Here is a 22,460-nt window from a genome sequence, read left to right as displayed (position 1 = left end):
GGCATGGCTGCGCCCCTTCGGGGGGCAGGCCGCGAAGCGGACGTGGGGGCGTCATATCAGCCAAGATGCCAGACCTCGCGCATTTGCTTCACCAGATCGACCGAGGCCAAGGCTCTATGACTCAGGCGGTTCTTCTCTTCGGCACCCAGCTGCGCCACGCTGCGGCCCAGCGGGGGAATGAACATCAAGGGGTCGTAGCCGAAGCCGCCCTCGCCTTGCAGCGAGGCCAGGATCTCGCCCTGCCAGCGGCCCATTGCGACCAGGGGCTCCGGATCGTCGGCCGAGCGAACGGCGACCAGCGCGCAGACGAAACGTGCGGCGCGGTTCTCGACGCCGGACAGCTTCTCCAGCAGCACGGCATTGTTCTCGGCATCGCTCTTGGGTCGGCCGAACAGCGTCGCATAGCGGGCCGACAGCACGCCCGGCGCACCGCCCAGCGACTCGACAGCCAGGCCGGAATCGTCGGCCAGCGCCGGCAGGCCGCTGGCCTTGGCCGCATGTCGGGCCTTGGTCAGCGCGTTCTCGACGAAGCTGTGGAAAGGCTCCTCGGCCTCGGGAATGCCCAGCGAGCCCTGGGTCACCAGCTCGACGCCCAGCGGCGCGAACAGGGCCTGCAGTTCCTTGAGCTTCTTCTCGTTGTTGGACGCCAGGACCAGCTTCATGCGCTTCAAGCCTTCAGTGCAGCCTGCTGGGCGGCCAGCAGCTCGCGGATGCCCTTGTCGGCCAGGTCCAGCAGCGCGTTCATCTCGGCGCGGCTGAAGGCCACGCCCTCGGCCGTGCCCTGCAGTTCGACAAAGCCGCCGCTGCCGGTCATCACCACGTTCATGTCGGTGTCGCAGGCCGAGTCCTCGGTGTATTCCAGGTCCAAGAGCGGCGTGCCATTGACGATGCCGACCGAGATGGCGGCCACGGCATCGCGGATCGGCGAGGTCGTGATCTTTCCTTGGGCCTTCAGCCAGTTCACCGCATCCTGTGCAGCGACGAAGGCGCCGGTGATGGCGGCAGTGCGGGTGCCACCGTCGGCCTGCAGCACGTCGCAGTCGATGGCGATGGTGCGCTCGCCCAGTTGCGAGAGATCGAACACGCAGCGCAGCGAGCGGCCGATCAGGCGCTGGATCTCCTGCGTGCGGCCGCTCTGCTTGCCGCGGGCGGCCTCGCGGTCGCCGCGGGTGTGGGTGGCGCGCGGCAGCATGCCGTACTCGGCCGTCACCCAGCCTTCGCCCGAACCGCGCTTGTGCGGCGGAACCTTTTCTTCGACCGAAGCCGTGCACAGCACCTTGGTATGGCCGAACTCGACCAGCACCGAACCCTCGGCATAGCGCGTGTAGTTGCGGGTGATGCGCACGGGGCGCAGGGCATCGGCCGCGCGGCCATCGGCGCGCTGCTGCTGGGTATCGCTCATGGGGGAATCCTTGGAAATGAAAGCAGCCCTGGGGCCGCCTTGAAAGCTACAACTACTTCTTCTTGGCCGAGCGCTGCTGGATCGCGTCCTGGATCTCGCGCACCGAGCGCTCGATCTCGGCCTCGTCGAGGTCTTGCGGCCGGTCGGCAGCGGCATCGGCCTGCTGGATGGTCGTGGCGAAGTCCTCGTCGCTCAGCACCTCGGTGGACAGCGAGGAGTCGCTGGGCTCTTCCACCTCGTCGAAACCTTCCCACTCGACTGCCACGGCGGTGACATTGTCGCAGCGCGGCCCGCCCTGCCTCAGCGCCAGCTCGACCAGGTCGGGCACCGAGTCGGTCACCTGGCGCGAACCCAGGTGCCGGGTGATGTCCTCGTCGGACACCGCACCCCAGAGCCCGTCCGAGCACAGCAGCAGGCGGTCGCCGGTCTCCAGCACCATGGGGCCGTGCAGGTCGACCATGGGCTTGCCCGGGCTGCCGAGACAGGTGAACAGCACATTGCGGTTGAAGCGCTCGGTGGTCGGCGTGAGCCGGCCCAATGCATCCTGCAGTTCGCTGTAGGAATGGTCGCGGGTCCGCGCCACCAGGCGGCCGCCGCGGACCAGGTAGAGCCGCGAATCGCCGCAATGGGCCCAGAACACCTTGTTGCCCTGGATCACGCAGGCCACGACGGTGGACCGCGGCGTGTCCGGTAGCTTGCGCTCGCCGGCGTAGCGCAGCAGCTGGTTGTGCGCCGCCAGCACGGCGTTTGCCAGATAGCTGTTCGGATCCGCCAGCGAAGGCTTGGCGTCGCGCTGGAACTCCAGGGCCATGGTTTGCAGCGTCAGCTGCGAAGCGACCTCGCCCTCGGGATGGCCGCCCATGCCGTCGGCCACCGCAAACAACCCGGACTCGCGGGTGTAGCAGTAGCCCATGCGGTCTTCGTTCTTCTCTCGTCCCCCGCGTCTGCTGACCTGGTAGACGCTGAATCTCACGCCTTGGCCCCGGCTTTGAGGTTTTCGAGCTGCAGCTTGAGCCGCTCGCTGAAGCTGAGCTTGGTGTAGCGGCGCTCGGTCTCCCGGCCCAGCTCCTTCTGCAGCGCGAACACGCTCTGCGGGCGCGAGAGCGGGTCTAGCGACATGCACCACTCGGTCACCTCGATCAAGTTGTCCGAGTAGACATTGCGCAGCCGCGACAGGCTCAGGCTGAGGCGGTCCTTTTCGATGCGCTGCGGCGCATCGTTGGGCGGATAGCCCTGCATGCAGGCATAGATGCAGGCGCCGATGGCGTAGATGTCGGTCCAGGGGCCCAGCGTGCCGTCGCGGCGGTACATCTCGGGCGCGGCAAAGCCGGGCGTGTACATCGGGCGGATGAAGTTGCCTTCCTTGCTCAGCACCTCGCGAGCCGCGCCGAAGTCCAGCAGCACGGCCTTGTTGTCGTTGGTGATGAAGATGTTGGCCGGCTTGATGTCCAGGTGCAGCATCTTGTGCTGGTGGACGATGCGCAGGCCGCGCAGGATCTCGTCGAACAGGCTGCGGATGGTGGACTCGCGGAACACCTTGTCGCGCTTCATGTCGCGCGCGGTGACGATGAAGTCCTGCAGGGTGTCGCCCTGCAGGTAGTTCATCACCATGTAGACGGTTTCGTTCTCGCGCAGAAAGTTCAGCACCGAGACGACGCTGGGGTGCGAGATCTGCGCAAGCGAGCGGCCTTCTTCGAAGAAGCTCTTGAGGCCAAGTCGGTACAGCGGCTGCTTCTCGGGCTTGACGCGCGGTGTCAACTCGCCCGGTGAACGCTCGGCCAGCGAGGAAGGCAGATATTCCTTCAGCGCAACCAGGTGGTGCTCGGGATCCTCGGCCAGGTAAACCACCCCGAAGCCGCCAGCCGCCAGCCTCTTGATGATCTGATAGCCCCCGACCACCGTTCCTGCGGGCAAGGGCGCCGGTTTGGGCTTTGACATAATCGCGTTTGCTTTGCTTACCGAATGCTTGATGCCAGTCTATAGCATGACGGGCTACGCCTCTGCCACGGCGCAGCCCTCCGCACACTCTGAAACTGGGCCCACTTCAAACGCCAGCGTGACCGTCGAGTTGCGATCGGTCAATGGGCGTTTTCTCGACCTCTCGATGCGCATGCCCGAGGAGCTCCGCGGCCTGGAACCGGCCCTGCGCGAGCTTGTGGCCGCCGGCATCAAGCGCGGCAAGGTCGAGCTGCGCATCAATACCCAGCGCGAGGCGGACAACGCCTGGCCCCAACCCCAGCCCGAACAGCTCAATCGACTGGCCCAGCTCGAAGCCACTGTGACGACCTGGCTGCCGAAGGGCCGGCCTCTGAGCGTCCAGGAGGCCTTGCACTGGTGCAAGAGCGGCGGTACGGCCGAAAAGTTGGACGAACCCACGCTGGATGCCGCCCGCCGCTGCGTGTCTGGCCTGCTGGAAGCCCGCGAACGCGAGGGCGAAAAGCTGGTCGCCGTGCTGATGGAACGGGTTTCCCGGCTGCGAGAGCTGGCCGCCCAGGCCGAGCCCCTGGTGCCCGAGGTGGTCCAGAAGCAGCAGCAACGCTTCCTGGAGCGCTGGTCCGAGGCCCTCGCCGCTACCGGCTCGCCGCAAGCGGTCTCCGAGGAAGCCTCGCGCGAACGGGCCCTGAACGAAGCCACGGCCTACGCCATCCGCATCGACGTGGCCGAAGAGCTGGCCCGGCTGCGCGCCCATCTGGACGAGATCAGCCGCCTGCTCAAAAAGGGTGGCGAGCTGGGCAAGCGCCTGGATTTCCTGATCCAGGAGCTGCTGCGCGAAGCCAACACCTTTGCCTCCAAGTCGGCCGCCATCGAGCTGACCAATATCTCGGTCGAGATGAAGGTCGCGATCGAGCAGTTGCGCGAGCAGGTTCAGAACATCGAATAAGGCCCAGGGAGGCGCACCATGGAATACCCCGGCAATCTTTTCGTCGTCGCCGCGCCCAGCGGCGCCGGCAAGTCGAGTCTGGTGACGGCGCTGCTGGAGCTGGACTCCAAGCTGGCGGTTTCCATTTCTCACACCTCGCGCGCCCCCCGCGGCCAGGAGCAGGATGGCCGCGAATACTGGTTCATCAGCGCCGACGAATTCCGTGCGAAGGTCGCCCACGGCGACTTCTTCGAATGGGCCGAGGTCCACGGCAATCTCTACGGCACGTCGCGCGCCGGCATTGAGAAGCGCCTGGCCGATGGCGAGGACGTGGTATTGGAGATCGACTACCAGGGCGCGCTGCAGATCAAGCAGCTCTTCCCCTATGCCGTGCTGATCTTCATCCTGCCGCCGAGCTGGGAGGAGCTGAAGCAGCGCCTGAACCGCCGTGGCGACACCGAACCGGAGGTGATCGCCACCCGCATGAGCAATGCCAAGGTGGAAGTGGCGCAGGCCCAGCACTTCGATTTCGTGGTCGTCAACGCGGTGTTCGAGACCGCTCTTTTCGACCTGAAAGCCATCGTCCACGCACAGCGGCTAAAATACGCCGCTCAGCGCCGGAACCGCTCTGCCGTCTTCCGCGCCCTAGATCTCCCCTGAACACCGAACTGGAACCGCAAACATGGCCCGCATCACCGTCGAAGATTGCCTGACCAAGATCCCCAACCGCTTCCAGCTGGTGCTCGCCGCGACCTACCGCGCCCGCATGCTGAGCCAGGGCCACACGCCCAAGATCGAAAGCAAGAACAAGCCGGGCGTGACCGCCCTGCGCGAGATTGCGGCCGGTGAAGTCGGCATCGAAATGCTGCGCAAGGTCCCGGTCTAAGCGACCCACCTTCCCTGCCACGGGCGCCTTCGGGCGCCCGTTGTCGTTATTGGGGCGCAGGGCATCGCCCCCTTGCCCGGCCGGGCCGGATTGTTCAGGTAAATTCCCCGCATGGGTTTCCGATCATTTGCCGCCGCCCGACTGCCTGCCGCCTTGACCGGCCTGGCGGTCCTGCGCAGCCAGCCCGAGCCGACCCCGGCCGAGGCCGCCAGCTTCGACGCGCTGGTCCACCGCCTGTCCTACCTCAGCAAGGCGGACATCAAGCGGGTCCGTGAGGCCTACAAGTTCGCCGACGAGGCCCATCTGGGCCAGCTGCGGGCCAGCGGCGAGCCCTACATCACCCATCCCATCGCGGTGGCCGGCATCTGCGCCGAATGGCGGCTGGACGTGCAGGCCATCATGGCTGCGCTGATGCACGATGCGATGGAAGACTGCGGCATTACCAAGTCCGAGCTGATCGAGCGCTTCGAGGCGCCGACCGCCGAACTGGTCGACGGACTCACCAAGCTGGACAAGCTGCAGTTCTCGACCAAGGAGGAATCGCAGGCCGAGTCCTTCCGCAAGATGCTGCTGGCCATGGCCCGCGACGTGCGGGTCATCCTGATCAAGCTGGCCGACCGGCTGCACAACATGCGCACGATGGAGGCCATGGCCGCCGTCAAGCAAAGGCGCATTGCCCGCGAGACGCTGGACATCTACGCGCCCATCGCCCACCGGCTGGGCTTGAACGAGATCTACCGCGAGCTGCAGGAGCTTTCGTTCAAGTTCATCCACCCGTGGCGGCATTCGGCACTGAGCAAGGCCATCGCCAAGGCGCGCGGCAACCGGCGCGACCTGGTCTCGCGCATAGAGCGAGATGTGCTCAAGGCCTTCGGCGAATCGGAGCTCAAGGTCGAGATCCAGGGCCGTGAGAAGACGCTGTACTCGATCTACAAGAAGATGCGCGACAAGCACCTGAGCTTTGCCCAGGTCAGCGACATCTTCGGCTTCCGCATCATCGTCGGCGACCTGCCCAACTGCTACCTGGCGCTGGGCGTGCTGCACCAGCTCTACAAGCCGCAGCCGGGCCGCTTCAAGGACTACATCGCCATCCCCAAGCCCAACGGCTACCAGTCGCTGCACACGACGCTGGTCAGCCCACTGGGCACGCCGGTGGAGTTCCAGATCCGCACCGAGACCATGCACATGGTGGCCGAGAAAGGCGTCGCCGCGCACTGGCTGTACAAGAGCAACAGCCAGCATGCACAGCAGCTGGGTGCGCATTGGCTGCAGTCGCTGCTGGACATCCAGGACGAGACCCGCGACGCCAACGAGTTCCTCGAACACGTCAAGATCGACCTGTTCCCTGACGCGGTCTACGTGTTCACGCCCAAGTCCAAGATCATGGCCCTGCCGCGCGGAGCCACGCCGGTGGACTTCGCCTATGCGATCCACTCTGACGTGGGCGACCACACGGTGGCGGCGCAGATCAACGGCGAGCCGGTGCCACTGCGCACCGAGCTGCACAGCGGCGACGTGATCGAGATCGTGACGGCCGAAAGCGCGCGCCCCAACCCGGCCTGGCTCAGCTTCGTGCGCACCGGCCGGGCCCGCTCCAAGATCCGGCACTTCCTCAAGAACCTGGAGCAGGAAGAGTCGCGCGAGCTGGGCCAGAAGATGCTGGCCCAGGCGCTAAGAGCCGAAGGCCTGGCCCTGCCCAGCCGCGATCCCGAGAACCAACAAGCCTCCCAGCTCTGGCAGCAACTGGCCCGCTGGGCCGGCAACCGCCACATGGACGAGTTGCTGACCGAGATCGGCCTGGGTCGAAAGATCGCCACCATCGTGGCCAAGAAGCTGGCACGCATGCTGGCCGAACAGGGTGAGCGGCCCGACGCGGTCACGCTGACGCTGGGCCGTTTTGCCACCGACGATGCGCCGGCCCAGGGCATGGTGACCATAGACGGCAGCGAAGGCGCCTCGGTGCGCCTGGCCACCTGCTGCCGCCCTATCCCGGGCGACGACATCAAGGGCTACCTGGGCCGCGGCGAAGGCCTGGTGGTCCACACGGCTGAATGCCAGGTCGGTCGCCGGCTGTTCCAGCGCGACGCCGAGCATTGGATTGCCGTGGCCTGGGCCGAGGAGCTGAGCCGCCCCTTCGAGGCCGCCGTGGGCCTGCTGCTCACCAATGCCAAGGGCGTGCTGGCCCAGGTGGCGTCGGCCGTCAGCAGCGCGGAGGCCGACATCACGCATATCTCGATGGCCGATGATCCGCAGTCGCACGAAACGGCCGAGATGAGCCTGCTGCTCTCGGTACGGGACCGCCTGCATCTGGCCGACGTGTTGCGCACGCTCAAGCGCAGCACCTCCGTGCTGCGGGTCTGGCGCATCAAACCCGGCGCCTGACGGAGCGGCTCAATGGCCGGGCTCGGGGTAGCGGACCTCGATGACCTCCAGAGTCTCCAGCCCGCCCGGCGTCATCAGCTGAACCTCGTCACCCTCGCGGGACTTCAGCAAGGCCCGCGCGATGGGCGACACCCAGGACACCTCGCCGGCCAGGCTATCCGACTCGTCTATGCCCTTGATCGTGATGGTCCGCTCCTCGCCCCTGGCATTGGCATAGGTGACCGTGGCGCCGAAGAAGATCTGGTCGCTGCCATGATGCAGGCTGGGATCGGCCACCTCGGCAATGTCCAGGCGCTTGGTCAGGAAGCGCAAGCGGCGGTCGATCTCGCGCAGCCGCTTCTTGCCATACAGATAGTCACCGTTCTCGGAACGATCGCCGTTCTTGGCCGCCCAGGACACGGTCTCGACGATCTTTGGCCGCTCCACATCCAGCAATTCCATGAATTCGGCACGAAGCCGCGCATAGCCCTGCGGAGTCATGTAGTTGCGCGTGCCTTGCGGCAGCGGACGCATTGAAACGCCATCCTCGTCGTCCTCGCTATCGTTTTCCTTCGTGAAGGCCTTGTTCATGCCCTGTATTGTGGCGCCCTGAACCAGTAATCCAGAGTGAGGCCCAAGCGCTGCGCGCTTGAACTCGCCAAAGCCAAATGAGCAATGGACCTCTTTCCGGCCTTCGCATCATCGAGTTCGCAGGCATAGGCCCCGGCCCCATGGCCGGCATGCTGCTGGCCGACATGGGGGCCGAGGTCATCGTGATCGAGAGACCCGCGGCGCTGCGAACCCTGGGTGGCGGCGGAGCGATGAATCGTGGCAAGCGCTCAGTCTGTCTCGACCTGAAAAACGAAGCCGGCCTGGAAGCCGCCAGACGCCTGATCTGCAGCAGCGACGCGCTGATCGAGGGCTACCGACCCGGCGTCATGGAACGGCTGGGCTTGGGGCCGGCAGCCTTCGAGGCCGAGCATCCACGCCTGGTCTATGGCCGCGTCACCGGCTGGGGCCAGACCGGTCCGCTGGCACAGGCGGCTGGGCACGACATCAACTATGTCGCGCTAACTGGCGTCTCCAGCATCGCTTCTCGCCCGGGCGAGCCGCCTACGCTGCCGGCAACCATGATCGGGGACATGGCGGGCGGCGCCATGTTCCTGGCCTTCGGCGTCGTCTGCGCCTTGCTGGAGGCCAAGCGGTCGGGACGCGGCCAGGTCGTCGACGCCGCCATGATCGACGGCGTCGGCCTGCTCTCAGGCCTGGTGCACTCGCTGCGTGGAAGCGGCGTGTGGGGCGACGATCCGGCGCGCAACTTCTTCCTGCACCAATCGCCTTTCTATGACTGCTTCGAATGCGCCGACGGCCTCTTCGTGAGCCTGGGCGCCATCGAGCCGCCGTTCTACCGTGAGCTGTTGACCCGATTGGGGCTCGATGACGTGGACCCGGCGCGTCAATACCGCTTCGTGGATTGGCCAGACCTGCGCGAACGCGTCGCGGCGCGGGTCAGGGAAAAGACTCGCAAGGAATGGTGCGAACTGATGGAAGGAAGCGACGCCTGCTTCGCCCCGGTGCTGACGATGGCGGAAGCGCCGATGCACGCGCATCAGCAGGCCCGCGGCAACTTCGTGCAAGTCAATGGAAAAACCCAGCCGGCGCCGGCGCCCCGTTTCTCGCACACACCACCGCGGACGCCAGGGCCATCTCCAGAGCCTGGCCGAGACACGGTGGAATTGCTTCGCTCGCTGGGATTGGCCGACACGCAAATTGCCGCGGCCAGCAATGGCGACTGAGCCAAAAAAGCAAAGAGGCCAGCGATTTCTCGCTGGCCTCTTGCCGTTTCTTCTTGTTTGGCGCGGCTGGCAGGATTCGAACCCACGACCCCTTGGTTCGTAGCCAAGTACTCTATCCAACTGAGCTACAGCCGCATTAACTTGTCAGTGAGCCGGACTCTCATCTGGCTCGCGAGCTTCAATTGGCCCGCTGATTTTTCTTATTCTCTCCCGGTATTCTGGTGCGGCTGGCAGGATTCGAACCCACGACCCCTTGGTTCGTAGCCAAGTACTCTATCCAACTGAGCTACAGCCGCCCGAAGCCTTGCATTCTAACCCGATTTTCGAAGCCTCAGCAAGAAAACCGCAGGATTCATCAATCCTGGCCGCAATCGGGTCCCTACTGAACCAAGGCCGCCGCCTCATGGCAGCGAGCGCGGCGCTCCATGTCTCCATCATTGCCCGCAAGTTGCGCCAGCGCCAGCCAGCTGCGGCGGCGCGCCGCAACGGGCAGGCTGCGGTCTTCGCAAACCTGCTCAAGTATCAATCGCGCCTTGCCCCAAAGCTGACGTTCGGCCAGCGCATGACCCAGGGCATAGCTGATGAAGGCGTCACGCGGCCAGCGCTGCTGCGCCGATTCCAGGCGCTGCAGCCACTCCGGACCCAGGCCGGGCAAGGCCATGACCAGCGCCTCGGCCAGTGCTGCACGTTCGTCAGCCGAGGACTGCTCGCCTATCTGCTCCCAGAACGGGCGCAGCCAGCCGCGGCCATCTTCCGGTGCGCCCAAAGACGCGGCCACATGGGCTGCACGGGCGGCGACAAAGGCGTCCCGACGATCCGCCTGGTCGAGTTGCTGCCAGACCATGCGAAGCTGGTCGCCGTCCCGCGCCGCTTCCAGCGCCTCGATGGCGAGTGAACGCAGCAGCCCCTGGGCCGCCAGCTTGGAAAAGCCCTGGTGCTTGGCCAGCAGGCGCGCCGTGCGGAGCGCTTCAAGCGATTGTCCCGCCTGCCGCTGCGCCTGCAGCTTCAGCCGCAAGGCCTGGGTCCGACGGGCCAGGCCTGGACCCAGGTCGGCCAGCAGATCCAGGGCACGGTTCGAATCCCTGTCGTCCAGCGCCCATTCGGCGGCCAGCAGGCGTGCACCGTCCTCGACCACACGGGCCGAGCTTTGGCTGCGCACCAAGTCCATGGCCTGCTGCAGTTGTTCATCACGGCGACGCCGGTCCTGCAGCCTGTGCGCGCTCTGAGCAGCCAGCAGATGGCTCAGCGCCAGGAAGCCGCCCTCCTGGCTCAGTTCCGAGGTCTGGGCGTTGATGTTGACTGCCTTCTGCGCAGCCTTCTGGGCGCGCCCGTAGCGACCGCCGAAGAACTCCGCCAAGGCCTCGCGCAAGGCACCCTGCGCGCTGCGGTCCCGCTGGGCCACGCGCCACTCGCGAGCCCGGCGCGGCAAACTGGTCAGCGAGCTGATCGTGTTGATCAGCGTGACCACGGCAAAGCAGCTGCCCAGCAACAGCAGCAGGAACAAATTCAGCGACAGGTCCAGTCGCCAGCCGTTCCAGTAGAAGCTTGCCAGTCCGTCGTTGCTGCCCAGGGTCAAGGCGGCAATCACAGCCACGCCGAACAGCAGGATCAGCCAGATCACGCCACGCATCGCTGCTCCTCAGCGACCGGGCACGGCTGCTGTCAGCGCAGCCAGCGTGTCATCGGGGCGCGGAAGCACGACCTGGCGTGCCTGGCCTTGGACCTGGCGCAGCAGCTCGGTCGCCACGCCAACCTTGCGAGACTGCGAATCGAAATAGCGCTCCAGCAGGCCCTGCACGTCGCGCAGGTCGGCCTGGGCCGAGTCGTACTGACGGCTCAGCAGGGCCAGCCTTGCGTTGAGCAGACGCAGCTTGAGGTTCTCGCGCAGGAAGAAGCGCTGGTCGGGCGCCAGCAACATGGCTTCCGGATGCTCGACACGGGTCACCCGGATCAGGCTGCGGGTCTCGTTCCAGACCAGGCCCCAGGCCTCCTGCCAGCGTTCGCTGGCGGTATCCCACCAAGAGGAGTCGGCCGCCTTGTTGCCCGATGCCGGCTTGGCCGCGGGCTTGGCTACTCGACGGTCGCGCACCTGTTGCTGCGCGTCGGACTTGTCTGCGCTGGCAAGCAGCGGCAGCTCGTCGAGCAGGCGAGCCACTTCGTCCAGCTTGATTGCAAGCGTGGCCACGTCGACGACGCTGACCGACTTCACCCGGTCCAGATCACGGACCACGGCGCGACGTACGCCTTCCATGCGGGGCTGCTTGTTGCGAGCAAGGCGCTCATCAGCCTGGCGCAGCGCCGATACCAGCGGCTCGGCGCTGCCGGTGATGGCCGATTGCTGGAGCGCCACGCGGATCGAGGCCTCGATGTCGCCGATCACGTTCTCATCGCGCGAACGCGACATCGACTGGATCAGCTCTTCCAGCTGGCTGCGCTGCAACGCCACCTCGGCCAGGCGAGCATCCAGCAATGCCACCTTGGCCGCCGTATCGCGGCTCAACTCCTGAGCCTGACGCGATTGGGCCCTGGCCTCGCTGGCCTCGCCCTGGCTGCTGGCCTGGCGGCTCACCAGCTCGCGTTCCAGCATCTGCAGCCGGCTGTGGCTGAACCAGGCCATGCCAAGACCAGCCACGGCCAGGACGGCCACGGCGCCAAAAGCCAGTTGGGACCAGGGAATAGGCTTGGCCGGCGGCGCGGCGGGCGCGCTCTCGGCGGCGAGGGTGTTGTCGTTGTCGCTCACGGTTCGAACGATTGTAGGGGTGGCCCTCAGCGGGAAAGCAGGCTGCGCCAGGCTTGGGCGACAGCCGCGGCATCGGGTCGCGCCGATGCGACACGAGGCCATCCGAGCCGGCTTGCGGTCTCGGCAATTCGGGCATGTGTGGCAATGGCCAGGCTCTGCGGCGAAGGCCTGAATCCCAGCGTCGCCAGGTTGTGGATCGCCTCCGAACTGCTGAACAGCCAGACGTGGTCTACCGGCTCGGCGCCTATCTGCTCAAGCAGCTGCGTTTCGTCGGCATTCAAGCGCGGACAACTGCGCCGATAGATATTGAAGGCCTCGACCCGGGCACCCCGCTCCTGCAGCCGTTCGGCCAGCCAGTCGCGTCCGCCCTCGCCTCGCAGCATCAGGGCCAGCCGGCCCTGCCAGTCGAGATCCTTGAGCAAGGGCCAGAGATGCTCGGAGTCGAAGCTCTCCGAATCGGCCGGCGGTTGACGCAGCAGCGATGCCGGCACACCCGCCTGCAACAGGGCCTGCGCGCTGCCTGGGCCAACCGTCACAGCCAGAGTCGCCGCCGGCCAGTCCTGCTGCTGTGGCCGGGCGGCAAAGAAATGCTCGACGGCATTCGGGCTGACGAACATCGCCAGCGCCGCCTCAGGCAAACGGGCCCAGGCCCTCGAGGCTGCGCTCGCATCCTCACCCGGCTCGATGGCAATCAGTGGCAGGGCCACGGCATCGACGCCCTGTGCGGCCAGCCGCGCCAGCCAGTCCGCACATTGAGGCCGAGGCCGGGTCAGCACCAGGCGCATGGCTTGAGTCCCGCTGCCCTCAGGCGGCGGCAGCGGCCGCGAGATAGGCCTGGCCGCCCTGGGCTCGCAAGGCGTCGGCCGCTTGCTGGCCCAGCGCGCGAGCTGAGGTCTCGTCGGCGACGACGGCCTCGAACTGCGCCTTGAGCAAGGGCAGCTCATGCTGCTCGGGATGGCCCAGCGCCACCGCCAGCTGAAGCATGTCGCCCTGCCACCGGGCATGAGCGGCCAGCGGCATGCTGCAGCTGCCACCCAGGGCCCGCGAAACCGCACGTTCGGCCTGCGTGGCCAGCCAGGTCGGCCGGTCGATGAGGGCCGCCAGCTGCTGCTTGAGTACGCCGGCATCGGCCCGCAGTTCCAGGCCGAGCGCGCCCTGACCGGCGCAGGGAATCATCTGGTCGACCTCGAACAGGGCCCTGATCCTGTGGCCCAGCCCCAGCCGCTTGAGGCCAGCAGCCGCCAGCACGATGGCTGCGTAACCGCCCTCATCCAGCTTGCGCAGCCGGGTGTCGAGGTTGCCGCGCACCGGCTCCACCTTCAGGTCGGGCCGCATGGCCTTGACCTGGACGACGCGGCGCAGGCTGGAGGTGCCGACCACGGCGCCGGCCGGCAGTTCGGCCAGGCTGGCGTAGTCGTTGGAGACGAAGGCGTCGCGCGGATCCTCGCGTTCCAGGATGGCCGCGAGCTCGAAGCCCTCGGGCAGCTCCATGGGCACGTCCTTCAGCGAGTGCACGGCCAGCTGGGCCCGGCCCTCTTCCAGCGCGGCTTCCAGCTCCTTGACGAACAGGCCCTTGCCACCGACCTTGGACAGCGTACGGTCCAGGATCTGGTCGCCGCGCGTCGTCATGCCCAGCAGGCTCACGGCCAGGCCGCGGGCTTCCAGCAGGGCCTTCACATGCTCGGCCTGCCACAACGCCAGCCGGCTTTCCCGGGTGGCGATCACTACGGTATCGGTCATGGCCAGGATGCTAGCAGCCCGCCTAGGGCAAGCCCGGACCCCGCATTGACGAAGGCTCGCGCAGAAATTCGATTGCTGCGGTGCATCGAAAACACCGAGAAACTGCTAAAGTCAAAAATAAGTAACTTGGTTACATCGACTTCCACGAGCCGCACCGACCATGCCTGCCAAGCCCGCCGCCTCCAAGCCCTCGGCCGTCCCGGCCAAGAAGTCCGCCGCCGATACCAAGAACCAGCCGCTGATGGACGACATCCGGCTCCTGGGCCGCATCCTCGGCGAGGTGATTCGCGAGCAGGAAGGCCGCGAGGCCTACGAGCTGGTCGAGCGGGTGCGCAAGCTGGCCGTGGCCTTCCGGCTCAAGCGCGATGCCCAGGCGGGCAAGACTTTCGACAAGCTGCTCAAGGGCCTGTCGGGCGAGCAGACGGTCAGCGTGATCCGCGCCTTCAGCTATTTCTCGCACCTGGCCAACATCGCCGAGGACCGCCACCACGTGCGCCGCCGCGAGGTCCACGAGCGTGCCGGCAGCCTGCAGGCCGGCTCGCTGGCCTATGCGATGGAGAAGCTGCACGAGGCCGGCGTGCGTCCCAACGAGATCGCCCGCACGCTGCAGCATGGCTTCATCTCGCCGGTGCTGACCGCCCACCCGACCGAGGTGCAGCGAAAAAGCATCCTCGACGCCGAGCGCGCCATCGCCGAGCTGGTGGGCCAGCGCGACAGCCTCTACACCGAGCGCGACAAGCGCGACAACGAGAACCTGATCCGCGCCCGCATCACCCAGCTCTGGCAGACGCGCATGCTGCGCTATTCCAAGCTGACCGTGGCCGACGAGATCGAGAACGCGCTGTCCTACTACCAGGCCACCTTTCTGCGCCAGATCCCCAAGCTCTACGCCGAACTGGAAGAAGCCCTGCCCGGCCACGAGCTGAACAGCTTTCTGCGAATGGGCCACTGGATTGGCGGCGACCGCGACGGCAATCCAAACGTCACCGCCACCACGCTTCGCCATGCGCTCAAGCGCCAGAGCGAGGTGGCGCTGCGCCACTACCTGACCGAGCTGCACGAGCTGGGCGCCGAGCTGTCGATCTCGGCCCGGCTGGCCCGCATCACGCCCGAAATGCAGAGGCTGGCTGAGCGCAGCCCGGACCTGAACGAACACCGCATGGACGAGCCCTACCGCCGTGCGCTGACCGGCATGTACGCCCGCCTGGCGGCCACGCTGCATGAGCTGACCGGCACCGAGGCGCTGCGCCATGCTGTGGCGCCGCAGGACCCTTACCTGTCGCCGGACGAGTTGCTGGGCGACCTGCGCATCCTCGAGGCCTCGCTGCGCAGCCACCATGCCGAGGCCCTGATCGCCCCGCGCCTGAAGCCGCTGCTGCGCGCCATCCAGGTGTTCGGCTTCCACCTCGCCACGCTGGACCTGCGCCAGAGCTCGGACCAGCACGAGGCCGTGATCGCCGAGCTGCTGGCCGTGGCCAAGGTCAGCCCCGATTACCTGGCACTCGATGAAGCGGCCCGCCGCGAGCTGCTGGTCCGCCTGCTTTGCGATGCACGGCCGCTGCGCGTGATCCAGCACGGCTATTCCGACAAGACGCAAGGCGAGCTCGCCATCTTCGAAGCCGCACGCGAGGCGCTCAGGCGCTTCGGCCGCGAGTCCATCCGCCACTACATCATTTCGCACACCGAGTCGGTCAGCGACCTGCTGGAAGTGCTGCTGCTGTGCAAGGAAGTGGGCCTCTTGCGCGGCACGCTGGACGATGGCGCCGTCTCCGACCTGATCGTCTCGCCGCTGTTCGAGACCATCGCCGACCTGCGCCTGGCGCCGACCATCATGCGCGAGTTCTATGCGCTGCCTGGCATCGCTGCACTGCTGCAGCGCTCGGGTGGTGAGCAGGACATCATGCTGGGCTACTCCGACTCCAACAAGGACGGCGGCGTGTTCACCAGCTCCTGGGAGCTGTACCGCGCCGAGATCGCCCTGGTCTCGCTGTTCGACGAGCTGAAGAAGAAGCAATCCATCACGCTGCGCCTGTTCCATGGCCGTGGCGGCACGGTGGGCCGCGGTGGCGGCCCCAGCTACCAGGCCATCCTGGCCCAGCCGCCGGGCACGGTGAACGGCCAGATCCGCCTGACCGAGCAAGGCGAGGTGATCGCCTCCAAGTACGCCAACCCCGACATCGGCCGGCGCAACCTGGAGACCCTGGTCGCCGCCACGCTGGAGGCCACGCTCTTGCATCCGACCAAGGGCGCGCCCAAGAGCTTCCACGACGCCGCGCAGGCGCTCAGCGACGCCAGTTTCAAGGCCTACCGCGGACTGGTCTACGACACCAAGGGCTTTGCCGACTACTTCTTCGCCGCCACGCCGATTCGCGAGATCGCCGAGCTGAACATCGGTTCGCGCCCGGCCTCGCGCAAGGCCACCCGGGCCATCGAAGACCTGCGTGCCATCCCCTGGGGCTTCAGCTGGGGCCAGTCGCGCATCGCCCTGCCCGGCTGGTGCGGCTTCGGCTCCGGCGTCGAGAACTTCCTGGGCAAGGAAGCCAAGGCCCGCGCCGCCAACCTGGCCCTGCTCAAGCGCATGCACAAGCAGTGGCCGTTCTTCAGCACCCTGCTGTCCAACCTGGACATGGTGCTGGCCAAGACCGACATAGGCATTGCCGCCCGCTACGTGGAACTGGTCGAGGACAAGCGCCTGGGCAAGAAGATCTTCGAGGCGGTGAAGCGCGAGTACGAGCTGACCCAGTCGGTGCTGGCCCTGATCACCGGCGAAGGCAAGCGCCTGGCCGCCAACCCGGCCCTGGCCCGCTCGATTGAGCACCGCTTCCCCTACATCGACCCGCTCAACCACCTGCAGGTCGAGCTGATGCGCCGCTATCGCGCCGTGCCGCCTGAGAAGCGCGCCGAGGACCCGAGCATGGAGCGGGTGCAGCGCGGCATCCATTTGTCGATCAACGGCATTGCGGCGGGGCTGCGCAATACCGGCTGAAGCCGGCTACGGGGAATTCGCCGCCTGCCTGGCCTGGTGCTCGGCGGCGAGTGCCGCCGGGGCCTGACCGGCCGCGCGAACATCGGCGAGGTAGATGCCGAACTCGCCCAGCCTGGCCATCAAGTTGCTCGCGCCGGACCTGCATCAACGCCGATGCATGCGCAAGCGGCGGATCGCTGCTGCGCTCGCCCCGGGCGGACCTCGCCTGCGGCTTCTTGAGGGCGGCCTCGTAGGCCTGGACACCTCGAGTACACCAGGCGGCGTCATTGCGCGGGTCGAGCAGCCAGGCCGTTTCGCGCTGGGCCACGGCCTCCGCCCGGTCGGCCTGCGACTACGACTTTTCGGCCAGCGCCCAGGCCGTAGAGCGCTGCGGAGCCACTGCACCGTCGACTGCAAAGGCGGGACCGGCGCTTGCCAGCGCCTGCACGGCATCGGGCGGCGCCGCCCGACCACTGAAGTTCCAGGCGGCAAGCAGGCCCAGCAGCAACATTGCCAGCAAGACCAGCAACAGCGCGACCGTCCTGGTCCTTCTCCCCGACAAGCCTCAGTCCCTCAAGCGTCAAGAGGATGAAGACAGCGCCTCGCGCACCGCACTCACCTGGCGGCGCGACACGGCCAGCCATTCGTCCACCATGGCGATGCGCACGGCCCAGCCCTCGGTGCCTTCGCCGGCTTCTTCGTCGCCCGGCATGCCGGCCAGCTTCTGCAGCTCGCGCACCGCCGACCTGGCCACCAGGGCATTGCGGTGCACGCGCAGGAATCGATCACCCAGGCGCTGCTCGTAGTCCGACAGGCTGCCGTCCATCACCAGGCTTTGCTGGGCGGTGCGCAGGGTCAGGTACTTGAGCTCGGCCTTCAGGTACAGCACCTCGGTGATGGGGATGCGCAGCATGCGGCCCCGGTCGCTGACCACGATCACGCCTTCGTCCGGCGTCTCGGCGCCGGGCCGGCCCTGCGCGGCGGCGGCCCGCTCGCCCAGGCGTTGGGCCACGCGGGCCAGGGCGGCCTGCAGGCGTTCGCGGCGCACCGGCTTGGTCAGGTAGTCCATGGCATCGAGCTCGAAGGCGCGCAGTGCATGCTCGCCATGGGCGGTGACGAAGACCACGGCCGGCGTGGGAAGGCCCTGCAGCTGGCGGTCGCGCAACGTGTCGGCCAGTTGCAGGCCGTCGGGGCCCGGCATCTGCACGTCGAGCAGGATCAGGTCGCAGGCATGGTCACGCAGCCAATGCTGGGCCTGCGATGCCGTGCCGGCCTCGGCCACCACCTCGGCCTTGGGTTCGTTGCAGGCATCGACCAGGCCGCGCAGCCGCATGCGGGCCAGCGGCTCGTCATCGACCAGCAGGACTTTGAGGACCAGGCTTCTCTCCATGGCGTCAGGCGTTCGTCGTGGATGGATTGGCTAGAGACTCTGGACCCAGGGCTGGGCCGCCGCATCCCCATGAGTCCTGAGGAACTGGCGCGTCTGCGGCGTCAGCAGGCCGTGGCCATGCAGCTGCAGGAACTCGGTCGCTCCCAGGTCGTTGAGCTCAAGGATACAAGGCCCGTCGGCCGTGAACGCCACATCCCAGTGCTGGATGTGCATCAAGGGGAACAGCGGCCCGACCTTCCGGCAGGCCGCGACCACCTCGGCCCAGCGCGGCAGGCAGAAGCCGTCCAGCGACTTTCCGGTCTGCGGATGCAGGGCCAGCGGCTCGGACTCCGGCTTCATGCCGCCGATCATGCGGCTGACCCGGCCGCTGTCCAGGTCAATGTCGGCCACCAGGTTGCCGTACTTGCCCAGACTGAAGTTGTCCACGCTGTTGGGCCGTACCGCGACCTTCCAAATGGCCCGGATCAGGCGCACGCCCGCTTCCTCGTTCAGGCAGACCACGCGCGCGCCGCAGACCGCCGGCCACCCGTTGAACTCGATGATCTCGGGCGCCGACTCGAGCATCGGTTGGAACAGGCAGCCGCAGGCCGGCCGGTGGTAGCGGGTATCGGCCGAGCGGCTCACCAGGGCCAGCAGCTCGTCCATCGCCAGGGTCTTGCCGGCCATGGTCAGCACGCTGTCGGTGCTCTTGTCGTAGGACTTCAACGCCTGGGTGCCGACGCCCTGCTGCGAGAAGCTGGGCTTGACGAACAGCGGATACCGCACAGCATCGCGCAGGAAGCGGCCCACCTCGTCGACCGAACGCAGATGCTGGCCCAGGCCCTCGGCCAGCGCCGGCCCGGGGTAGTAGCAGGCATGGACAGGCGCCAGCGGCAGGCCGGCCCCGGCCGCCAGCTTGTAGAACGAGATCTTGTCGAAGCCAGGCAGCGAGGCGACCCGCGGATTCAGCGCCAGACTGAACTTCTGCTGCAGCCGCCAGCCGAGGAAGTCCGCGGCGCCGCGGCCCTGTTGATAGCCATCGTCATAGAGCCGGTACCAGTAGTAGTCGCTGATGCCGCATTGGCCGCCCATCTCGCGCAGGGCCAGGATCTCGCGTGCCTGGCGCAGCGGGCTCTTGCCAACGCGGCGCTGCGCCGCCTGCGCGAAGCGCCGGTACTCGCCCAGTTGGTTGAGGCGATCTGCCAGCCGGTTCGTTGCGCTCGACATCGTTCCCCCGGGGTTGTCGCCGCGCCTTGGCCTAGCGCGGCAGGCTGATCCGGACGCTGTAGCGCCCCGCCTCGGCCTGGATCTCGAACTTGGCGGCCACGTCATGCATCAGCCTCAGCCGCTGCCTCACGTTCTGCAGCGCCATGCCGTGGCCCCGCGTGGTCGCCGGAGCGCCGAGGCTGTTGACCACTTCGACCAGCACTTCGCCACCTTGCGCCCGGGTGCGGATCTCCAGGTCCCCGCCTTCGCCATTGGGCTCCACGCCGTGGCGTACCGCGTTCTCCACCAGCGGCTGCAGCAGCAAGGGCGGCAGCTTGGCGCGGTCGGCCGCCGGGTCCAGCTGCCAGCGGATGCGCAGCCGTTCGCCGAAGCGCATCTGCTCAATATCCAGGTAGCGTCGCGCCAGCTCGATCTCCTCGCCCAGGCTGACCGCGGTCTGGCTGTCGGCCAGGGCCACGCGGAACAGCTCGCTCAGGTCCTCCAGCATGGCCTCGGCCTTGTTCGGGTCGATCTGGACCAGGGCGATGGCGCTGTTCAAGGTGTTGAACAGGAAATGCGGGCGGATGCGCGATTGCAGCTCCACCAGCTGGGCCAGTGCCGCGGCCGGCCGCTGCGAACGCTCGCGCAGTTTGAGCCAGGTCAGCAGCATGGTGGCCGCGGCAGCACCGCTGAGGCCCACGCTGACCAGACGGAACAGCGGCGTGGCCTCCTCGCTGGCCAGCGAGAGGAATTGCCAGCCCAGCAGCGCACAGCCCGCGCCGAGCAGTCCCAGGCCCATCCATTGCAGAGGCTCGGCGAGGCGGGCCAGCAGGCGGCGCAAGGCGCAGACGATCAGCAGCCACAGCAGCACGCCGGTCAGGCTGACCACCGTGCCGCTGGCCAGCATCTCGACCCAGCGCGCAAAGCCGGGCGCCGCCAGCGCCAGGCCCAGGCCCAGCAGCACCTGCACGCCCAGCACGGCGCGCAGCACCAGGCCGACGTGGCAGACGTCGAACAGGCGTTCGGGATCGAACAGTGGCGTGAGGACTTCGGGTGCGGGCTGGGTGGGCGCAAAGCCCAGCATGCTGCTGAGGCTGCGGGTGTCGGACCAGAGGCTGTCGCGGGAGTCGGGCATGGGGCTCGATAGAATCGCGGGCTCTTGCATTCTCACCCAGCGACGGCCCCCGGTCGCCCCTCAAGATGTCCTCCGACAACCAACTCGCCAACAAGTCCCAGGCCTGGTCGGCCCTGTTCTCCGAGCCGATGAGCGAGCTGGTCAAGCGCTACACGGCCAGCGTCGATTTCGACCAGCGCCTGTGGGCGGCCGACATCCAGGGCAGCCTGGCCCATGCCGAGATGCTGAACGCCCAGGGCATCCTGAGCGCCGAAGACCATGCCGCCATCCAGAAGGGCATGGCCCAGATCCGCAGCGAGATCGAGGCCGGCAGCTTCCAGTGGAAACTGGACCTGGAGGACGTGCACCTGAACATCGAGGCGCGGCTGACCGAGCTGGTCGGCATCGCCGGCAAGCGCCTGCACACCGGCCGCAGCCGCAACGACCAGGTGGCCACCGACGTTCGGCTGTGGCTGCGCGGCGAGATCGACGAGCTCTCCCAGCTGCTGATCGCCCTGCAGAGCGCCCTGGTGGAGGTGGCCGAGAAGAACGCCGAGGTCATCCTGCCGGGCTTCACCCACCTGCAGGTCGCACAGCCGGTGGCTTTCGGCCATCACCTGCTGGCCTATGTGGAGATGTTTGCCCGCGATGCGGAGCGCCTGCAGGACGTGCGCAAGCGCGTCAACCGCCTGCCGCTGGGCGCCGCCGCCCTGGCCGGCACCAGCTATCCGCTGGACCGCGAGCGCGTGGCCCGTACGCTGGGCATGGAAGCCGTCTGCCAGAACAGCCTGGACGCGGTGTCGGACCGCGACTTCGCCATCGAATTCACCGCCGCGGCCTCGCTGGCCATGGTCCACATCTCGCGCCTGAGCGAAGAGCTGATCCTGTGGATGAGCCAGAGCTTTGGCTTCATCGACCTGGCCGACCGCTTCTGCACCGGCTCTTCGATCATGCCGCAGAAGAAGAACCCCGACGTGCCCGAGCTGGCCCGCGGCAAGAGCGGCCGCGTGGTCGGCCATCTGATGGGCCTGATCACGCTGATGAAGGGCCAGCCGCTGGCCTACAACAAGGACAACCAGGAGGACAAGGAACCCTTGTTCGACACGGTCGATACCTTGAAGGACACGCTGCGCATCTTTGCCGAGATGTGCGGCGGCATCACGGTCAAGCCCGAGGCCATGGAACGCGCAGCTTCACGAGGCTATGCCACGGCCACCGACCTGGCCGACTACCTGGTCAAGAAGGGTCTGGCCTTCCGCGATGCCCACGAGATCGTGGCCCATGCGGTCAAGATCGCCATCCAGCAGGGCGTGGACCTGTCGCAGCTGCCGCTGGCCGAGCTGCAGAAGTTCGACGGCCGCATCGAGGCCGACGTGTTCGAGCTGCTGTCGCTGCGCGGCTCGCTGAACGCCCGCAACATCCTGGGCGGCACCGCCCCCAGCCAGGTGCGCGCCCAGGTCGCCCGCCACCGCGCCCGTCTGTCGTCATGAGCGCGCTGCTGACCTGGAGCGATTCGCTCGTCCTGAACCAGCCGCAGCTCGATGCCACGCACCAGGAGATGGTGGACCTGATCAACGGCCTGGCCGCGGCCCTGGCGGCCGGCGGCGACGCCATGCCCGCCTTCCAGGCCTTGCTCGATCACACCGAGGCGCATTTCGCGATGGAAGAGCGCTGGATGGCCGACACCGGCTTCGCGCCCGAGAACTGCCACAGCAGCCAACACCAGATGGTGCTGAACGTGCTGCACGAGGTGAAGCGCCATGCGCTGGAGCTGAACGACCTGGAACCGATGCGCATCATCGGCGGCGAGCTCGCGCAGTGGCTGCCGGCCCATGCCGAGATGATGGACGCGGCCCTGGTCTTCCACATGGGCGAGGTCGGCTACGACCCGGTCACTGGCCACAAGGCCAAGCCCCTGTCCGAGGTGGCGATCAGCAGCTGCGGCAGTGCCGGCAGCTGCAGCGACGAGGCCCGCTAGCCCGTCCTGCTGACAAGGCCCGTCAGCAGGCTCGCGCCACAAT

At 67.2% G+C, this 22,460-nt stretch carries 21 protein-coding genes and 2 tRNA genes; 8 read left to right on the top strand and 15 right to left on the bottom strand.

Features of this window, described 5'->3' with window-relative positions; all coding sequences use genetic code 11:
- Positions 1 to 56: 56 nt before the first annotated feature.
- From rdgB to QT382_RS00735, 4 genes are read right to left on the bottom strand one after another with little or no spacing between them, the layout of a single operon-like run.
- Complete coding sequence (rdgB, locus tag QT382_RS00750) at positions 57 to 662, bottom strand: RdgB/HAM1 family non-canonical purine NTP pyrophosphatase (protein ID WP_289252139.1); 606 nt, start codon at positions 660 to 662, stop codon at positions 57 to 59.
- Between the two features lie 5 nt (positions 663 to 667).
- Positions 668 to 1,402 (bottom strand): ribonuclease PH, encoded by a 735-nt coding sequence (rph, locus tag QT382_RS00745; RefSeq protein ID WP_289252138.1) that lies wholly within the window; start codon positions 1,400 to 1,402, stop codon positions 668 to 670.
- Positions 1,403 to 1,454: 52 nt separating this feature from the next.
- Positions 1,455 to 2,375, bottom strand: a complete 921-nt coding sequence (locus QT382_RS00740) for a PP2C family protein-serine/threonine phosphatase (protein ID WP_289252137.1) — start codon at positions 2,373 to 2,375, stop codon at positions 1,455 to 1,457.
- On the bottom strand, positions 2,372 to 3,340 hold the full coding sequence (locus QT382_RS00735) for a serine/threonine protein kinase (protein WP_289252136.1): 969 nt from the start codon (positions 3,338 to 3,340) through the stop codon (positions 2,372 to 2,374). Before QT382_RS00735 ends, QT382_RS00740 begins: the two co-directional genes overlap by 4 nt.
- A gap of 31 nt (positions 3,341 to 3,371) precedes the next feature.
- Here QT382_RS00735 and QT382_RS00730 point away from each other — a divergent pair, with 31 nt between their 5' ends.
- From QT382_RS00730 to QT382_RS00715, 4 genes are all read left to right on the top strand, one after another.
- Positions 3,372 to 4,283 carry a YicC/YloC family endoribonuclease gene (locus tag QT382_RS00730; RefSeq protein WP_289252135.1) on the top strand — a complete coding sequence of 304 codons (912 nt, stop codon included), beginning with the start codon at positions 3,372 to 3,374 and terminating at the stop codon, positions 4,281 to 4,283.
- 18 nt (positions 4,284 to 4,301) lie between these two features.
- The gene (gmk, locus tag QT382_RS00725) at positions 4,302 to 4,922 is read left to right on the top strand and encodes a guanylate kinase (RefSeq protein ID WP_289252134.1); all 621 of its coding nucleotides are present in this window, start codon (positions 4,302 to 4,304) and stop codon (positions 4,920 to 4,922) included.
- A 22-nt stretch (positions 4,923 to 4,944) separates the two neighbouring features.
- On the top strand, positions 4,945 to 5,148 hold the full coding sequence (gene rpoZ, locus QT382_RS00720) for a DNA-directed RNA polymerase subunit omega (RefSeq protein WP_124452325.1): 204 nt from the start codon (positions 4,945 to 4,947) through the stop codon (positions 5,146 to 5,148).
- A 111-nt stretch (positions 5,149 to 5,259) separates the two neighbouring features.
- Entirely contained in the window at positions 5,260 to 7,530 is a 2,271-nt protein-coding gene (locus tag QT382_RS00715) for a RelA/SpoT family protein (RefSeq protein WP_289252133.1), read from the top strand.
- A gap of 9 nt (positions 7,531 to 7,539) precedes the next feature.
- On the opposite strand, the gene greB is transcribed toward QT382_RS00715, so the two are convergent.
- A complete protein-coding gene (gene greB / locus QT382_RS00710; RefSeq protein WP_289252132.1) occupies positions 7,540 to 8,100 on the bottom strand; it encodes a transcription elongation factor GreB in 561 nt (186 codons plus the stop codon).
- Between the two features lie 140 nt (positions 8,101 to 8,240).
- On the opposite strand from greB, the gene QT382_RS00705 reads away from it, so the two are divergent.
- Entirely contained in the window at positions 8,241 to 9,305 is a 1,065-nt protein-coding gene (locus QT382_RS00705; RefSeq protein ID WP_502929800.1) for a CaiB/BaiF CoA transferase family protein, read from the top strand.
- A gap of 58 nt (positions 9,306 to 9,363) precedes the next feature.
- Here the strand turns inward: QT382_RS00705 and QT382_RS00700 are convergent.
- The 6 genes from QT382_RS00700 to hemC form a co-directional block, all read right to left on the bottom strand.
- Positions 9,364 to 9,440: transfer RNA gene (locus QT382_RS00700), tRNA-Arg, on the bottom strand.
- A gap of 84 nt (positions 9,441 to 9,524) precedes the next feature.
- Positions 9,525 to 9,601, bottom strand: a tRNA-Arg gene (locus QT382_RS00695).
- A gap of 83 nt (positions 9,602 to 9,684) precedes the next feature.
- Complete coding sequence (locus tag QT382_RS00690; RefSeq protein WP_289252130.1) at positions 9,685 to 10,935, bottom strand: heme biosynthesis protein HemY; 1,251 nt, start codon at positions 10,933 to 10,935, stop codon at positions 9,685 to 9,687.
- A 9-nt stretch (positions 10,936 to 10,944) separates the two neighbouring features.
- Entirely contained in the window at positions 10,945 to 12,045 is a 1,101-nt protein-coding gene (locus QT382_RS00685; protein ID WP_289252129.1) for a uroporphyrinogen-III C-methyltransferase, read from the bottom strand.
- Between the two features lie 26 nt (positions 12,046 to 12,071).
- Complete coding sequence (locus QT382_RS00680) at positions 12,072 to 12,830, bottom strand: uroporphyrinogen-III synthase (RefSeq protein ID WP_289252128.1); 759 nt, start codon at positions 12,828 to 12,830, stop codon at positions 12,072 to 12,074.
- 19 nt (positions 12,831 to 12,849) lie between these two features.
- Complete coding sequence (hemC, locus tag QT382_RS00675; RefSeq protein WP_289252127.1) at positions 12,850 to 13,785, bottom strand: hydroxymethylbilane synthase; 936 nt, start codon at positions 13,783 to 13,785, stop codon at positions 12,850 to 12,852.
- Between the two features lie 160 nt (positions 13,786 to 13,945).
- On the opposite strand from hemC, the gene ppc reads away from it, so the two are divergent.
- Positions 13,946 to 16,771, top strand: a complete 2,826-nt coding sequence (gene ppc, locus QT382_RS00670; RefSeq protein WP_289252126.1) for a phosphoenolpyruvate carboxylase — start codon at positions 13,946 to 13,948, stop codon at positions 16,769 to 16,771.
- A gap of 331 nt (positions 16,772 to 17,102) precedes the next feature.
- On the opposite strand, the gene QT382_RS00665 is transcribed toward ppc, so the two are convergent.
- Genes QT382_RS00665 through QT382_RS00650 form a run of 4 tightly spaced genes read right to left on the bottom strand, consistent with a single transcriptional unit; the run spans position 17,103 to position 20,460 of the window.
- On the bottom strand, positions 17,103 to 17,279 hold the full coding sequence (locus QT382_RS00665; protein WP_289252125.1) for a hypothetical protein: 177 nt from the start codon (positions 17,277 to 17,279) through the stop codon (positions 17,103 to 17,105).
- 51 nt (positions 17,280 to 17,330) lie between these two features.
- Positions 17,331 to 18,140, bottom strand: a complete 810-nt coding sequence (locus QT382_RS00660; protein WP_289252124.1) for a LytR/AlgR family response regulator transcription factor — start codon at positions 18,138 to 18,140, stop codon at positions 17,331 to 17,333.
- Between the two features lie 30 nt (positions 18,141 to 18,170).
- Entirely contained in the window at positions 18,171 to 19,346 is a 1,176-nt protein-coding gene (locus QT382_RS00655; RefSeq protein WP_289252123.1) for a sugar-transfer associated ATP-grasp domain-containing protein, read from the bottom strand.
- A 31-nt stretch (positions 19,347 to 19,377) separates the two neighbouring features.
- A complete protein-coding gene (locus QT382_RS00650) occupies positions 19,378 to 20,460 on the bottom strand; it encodes a sensor histidine kinase (RefSeq protein ID WP_289252122.1) in 1,083 nt (360 codons plus the stop codon).
- Between the two features lie 65 nt (positions 20,461 to 20,525).
- Here QT382_RS00650 and argH point away from each other — a divergent pair, with 65 nt between their 5' ends.
- Both argH and QT382_RS00640 read left to right on the top strand, forming a co-directional pair.
- Positions 20,526 to 21,929: an argininosuccinate lyase gene (gene argH, locus QT382_RS00645; RefSeq protein WP_289252121.1), complete on the top strand. Its 1,404-nt coding sequence runs from the start codon at positions 20,526 to 20,528 to the stop codon at positions 21,927 to 21,929.
- On the top strand, positions 21,926 to 22,417 hold the full coding sequence (locus QT382_RS00640) for a hemerythrin domain-containing protein (RefSeq protein ID WP_289252120.1): 492 nt from the start codon (positions 21,926 to 21,928) through the stop codon (positions 22,415 to 22,417). Before argH ends, QT382_RS00640 begins: the two co-directional genes overlap by 4 nt.
- Positions 22,418 to 22,460 lie beyond the last annotated feature (43 nt).

Source organism: Pelomonas sp. SE-A7, from assembly GCF_030345705.1.
GTDB lineage: Bacteria > Pseudomonadota > Gammaproteobacteria > Burkholderiales > Burkholderiaceae_C > JAUASW01.
Note: the sequence above shows the minus strand (reverse complement) of the source record. Positions and strands in the feature narration are given on the sequence as shown.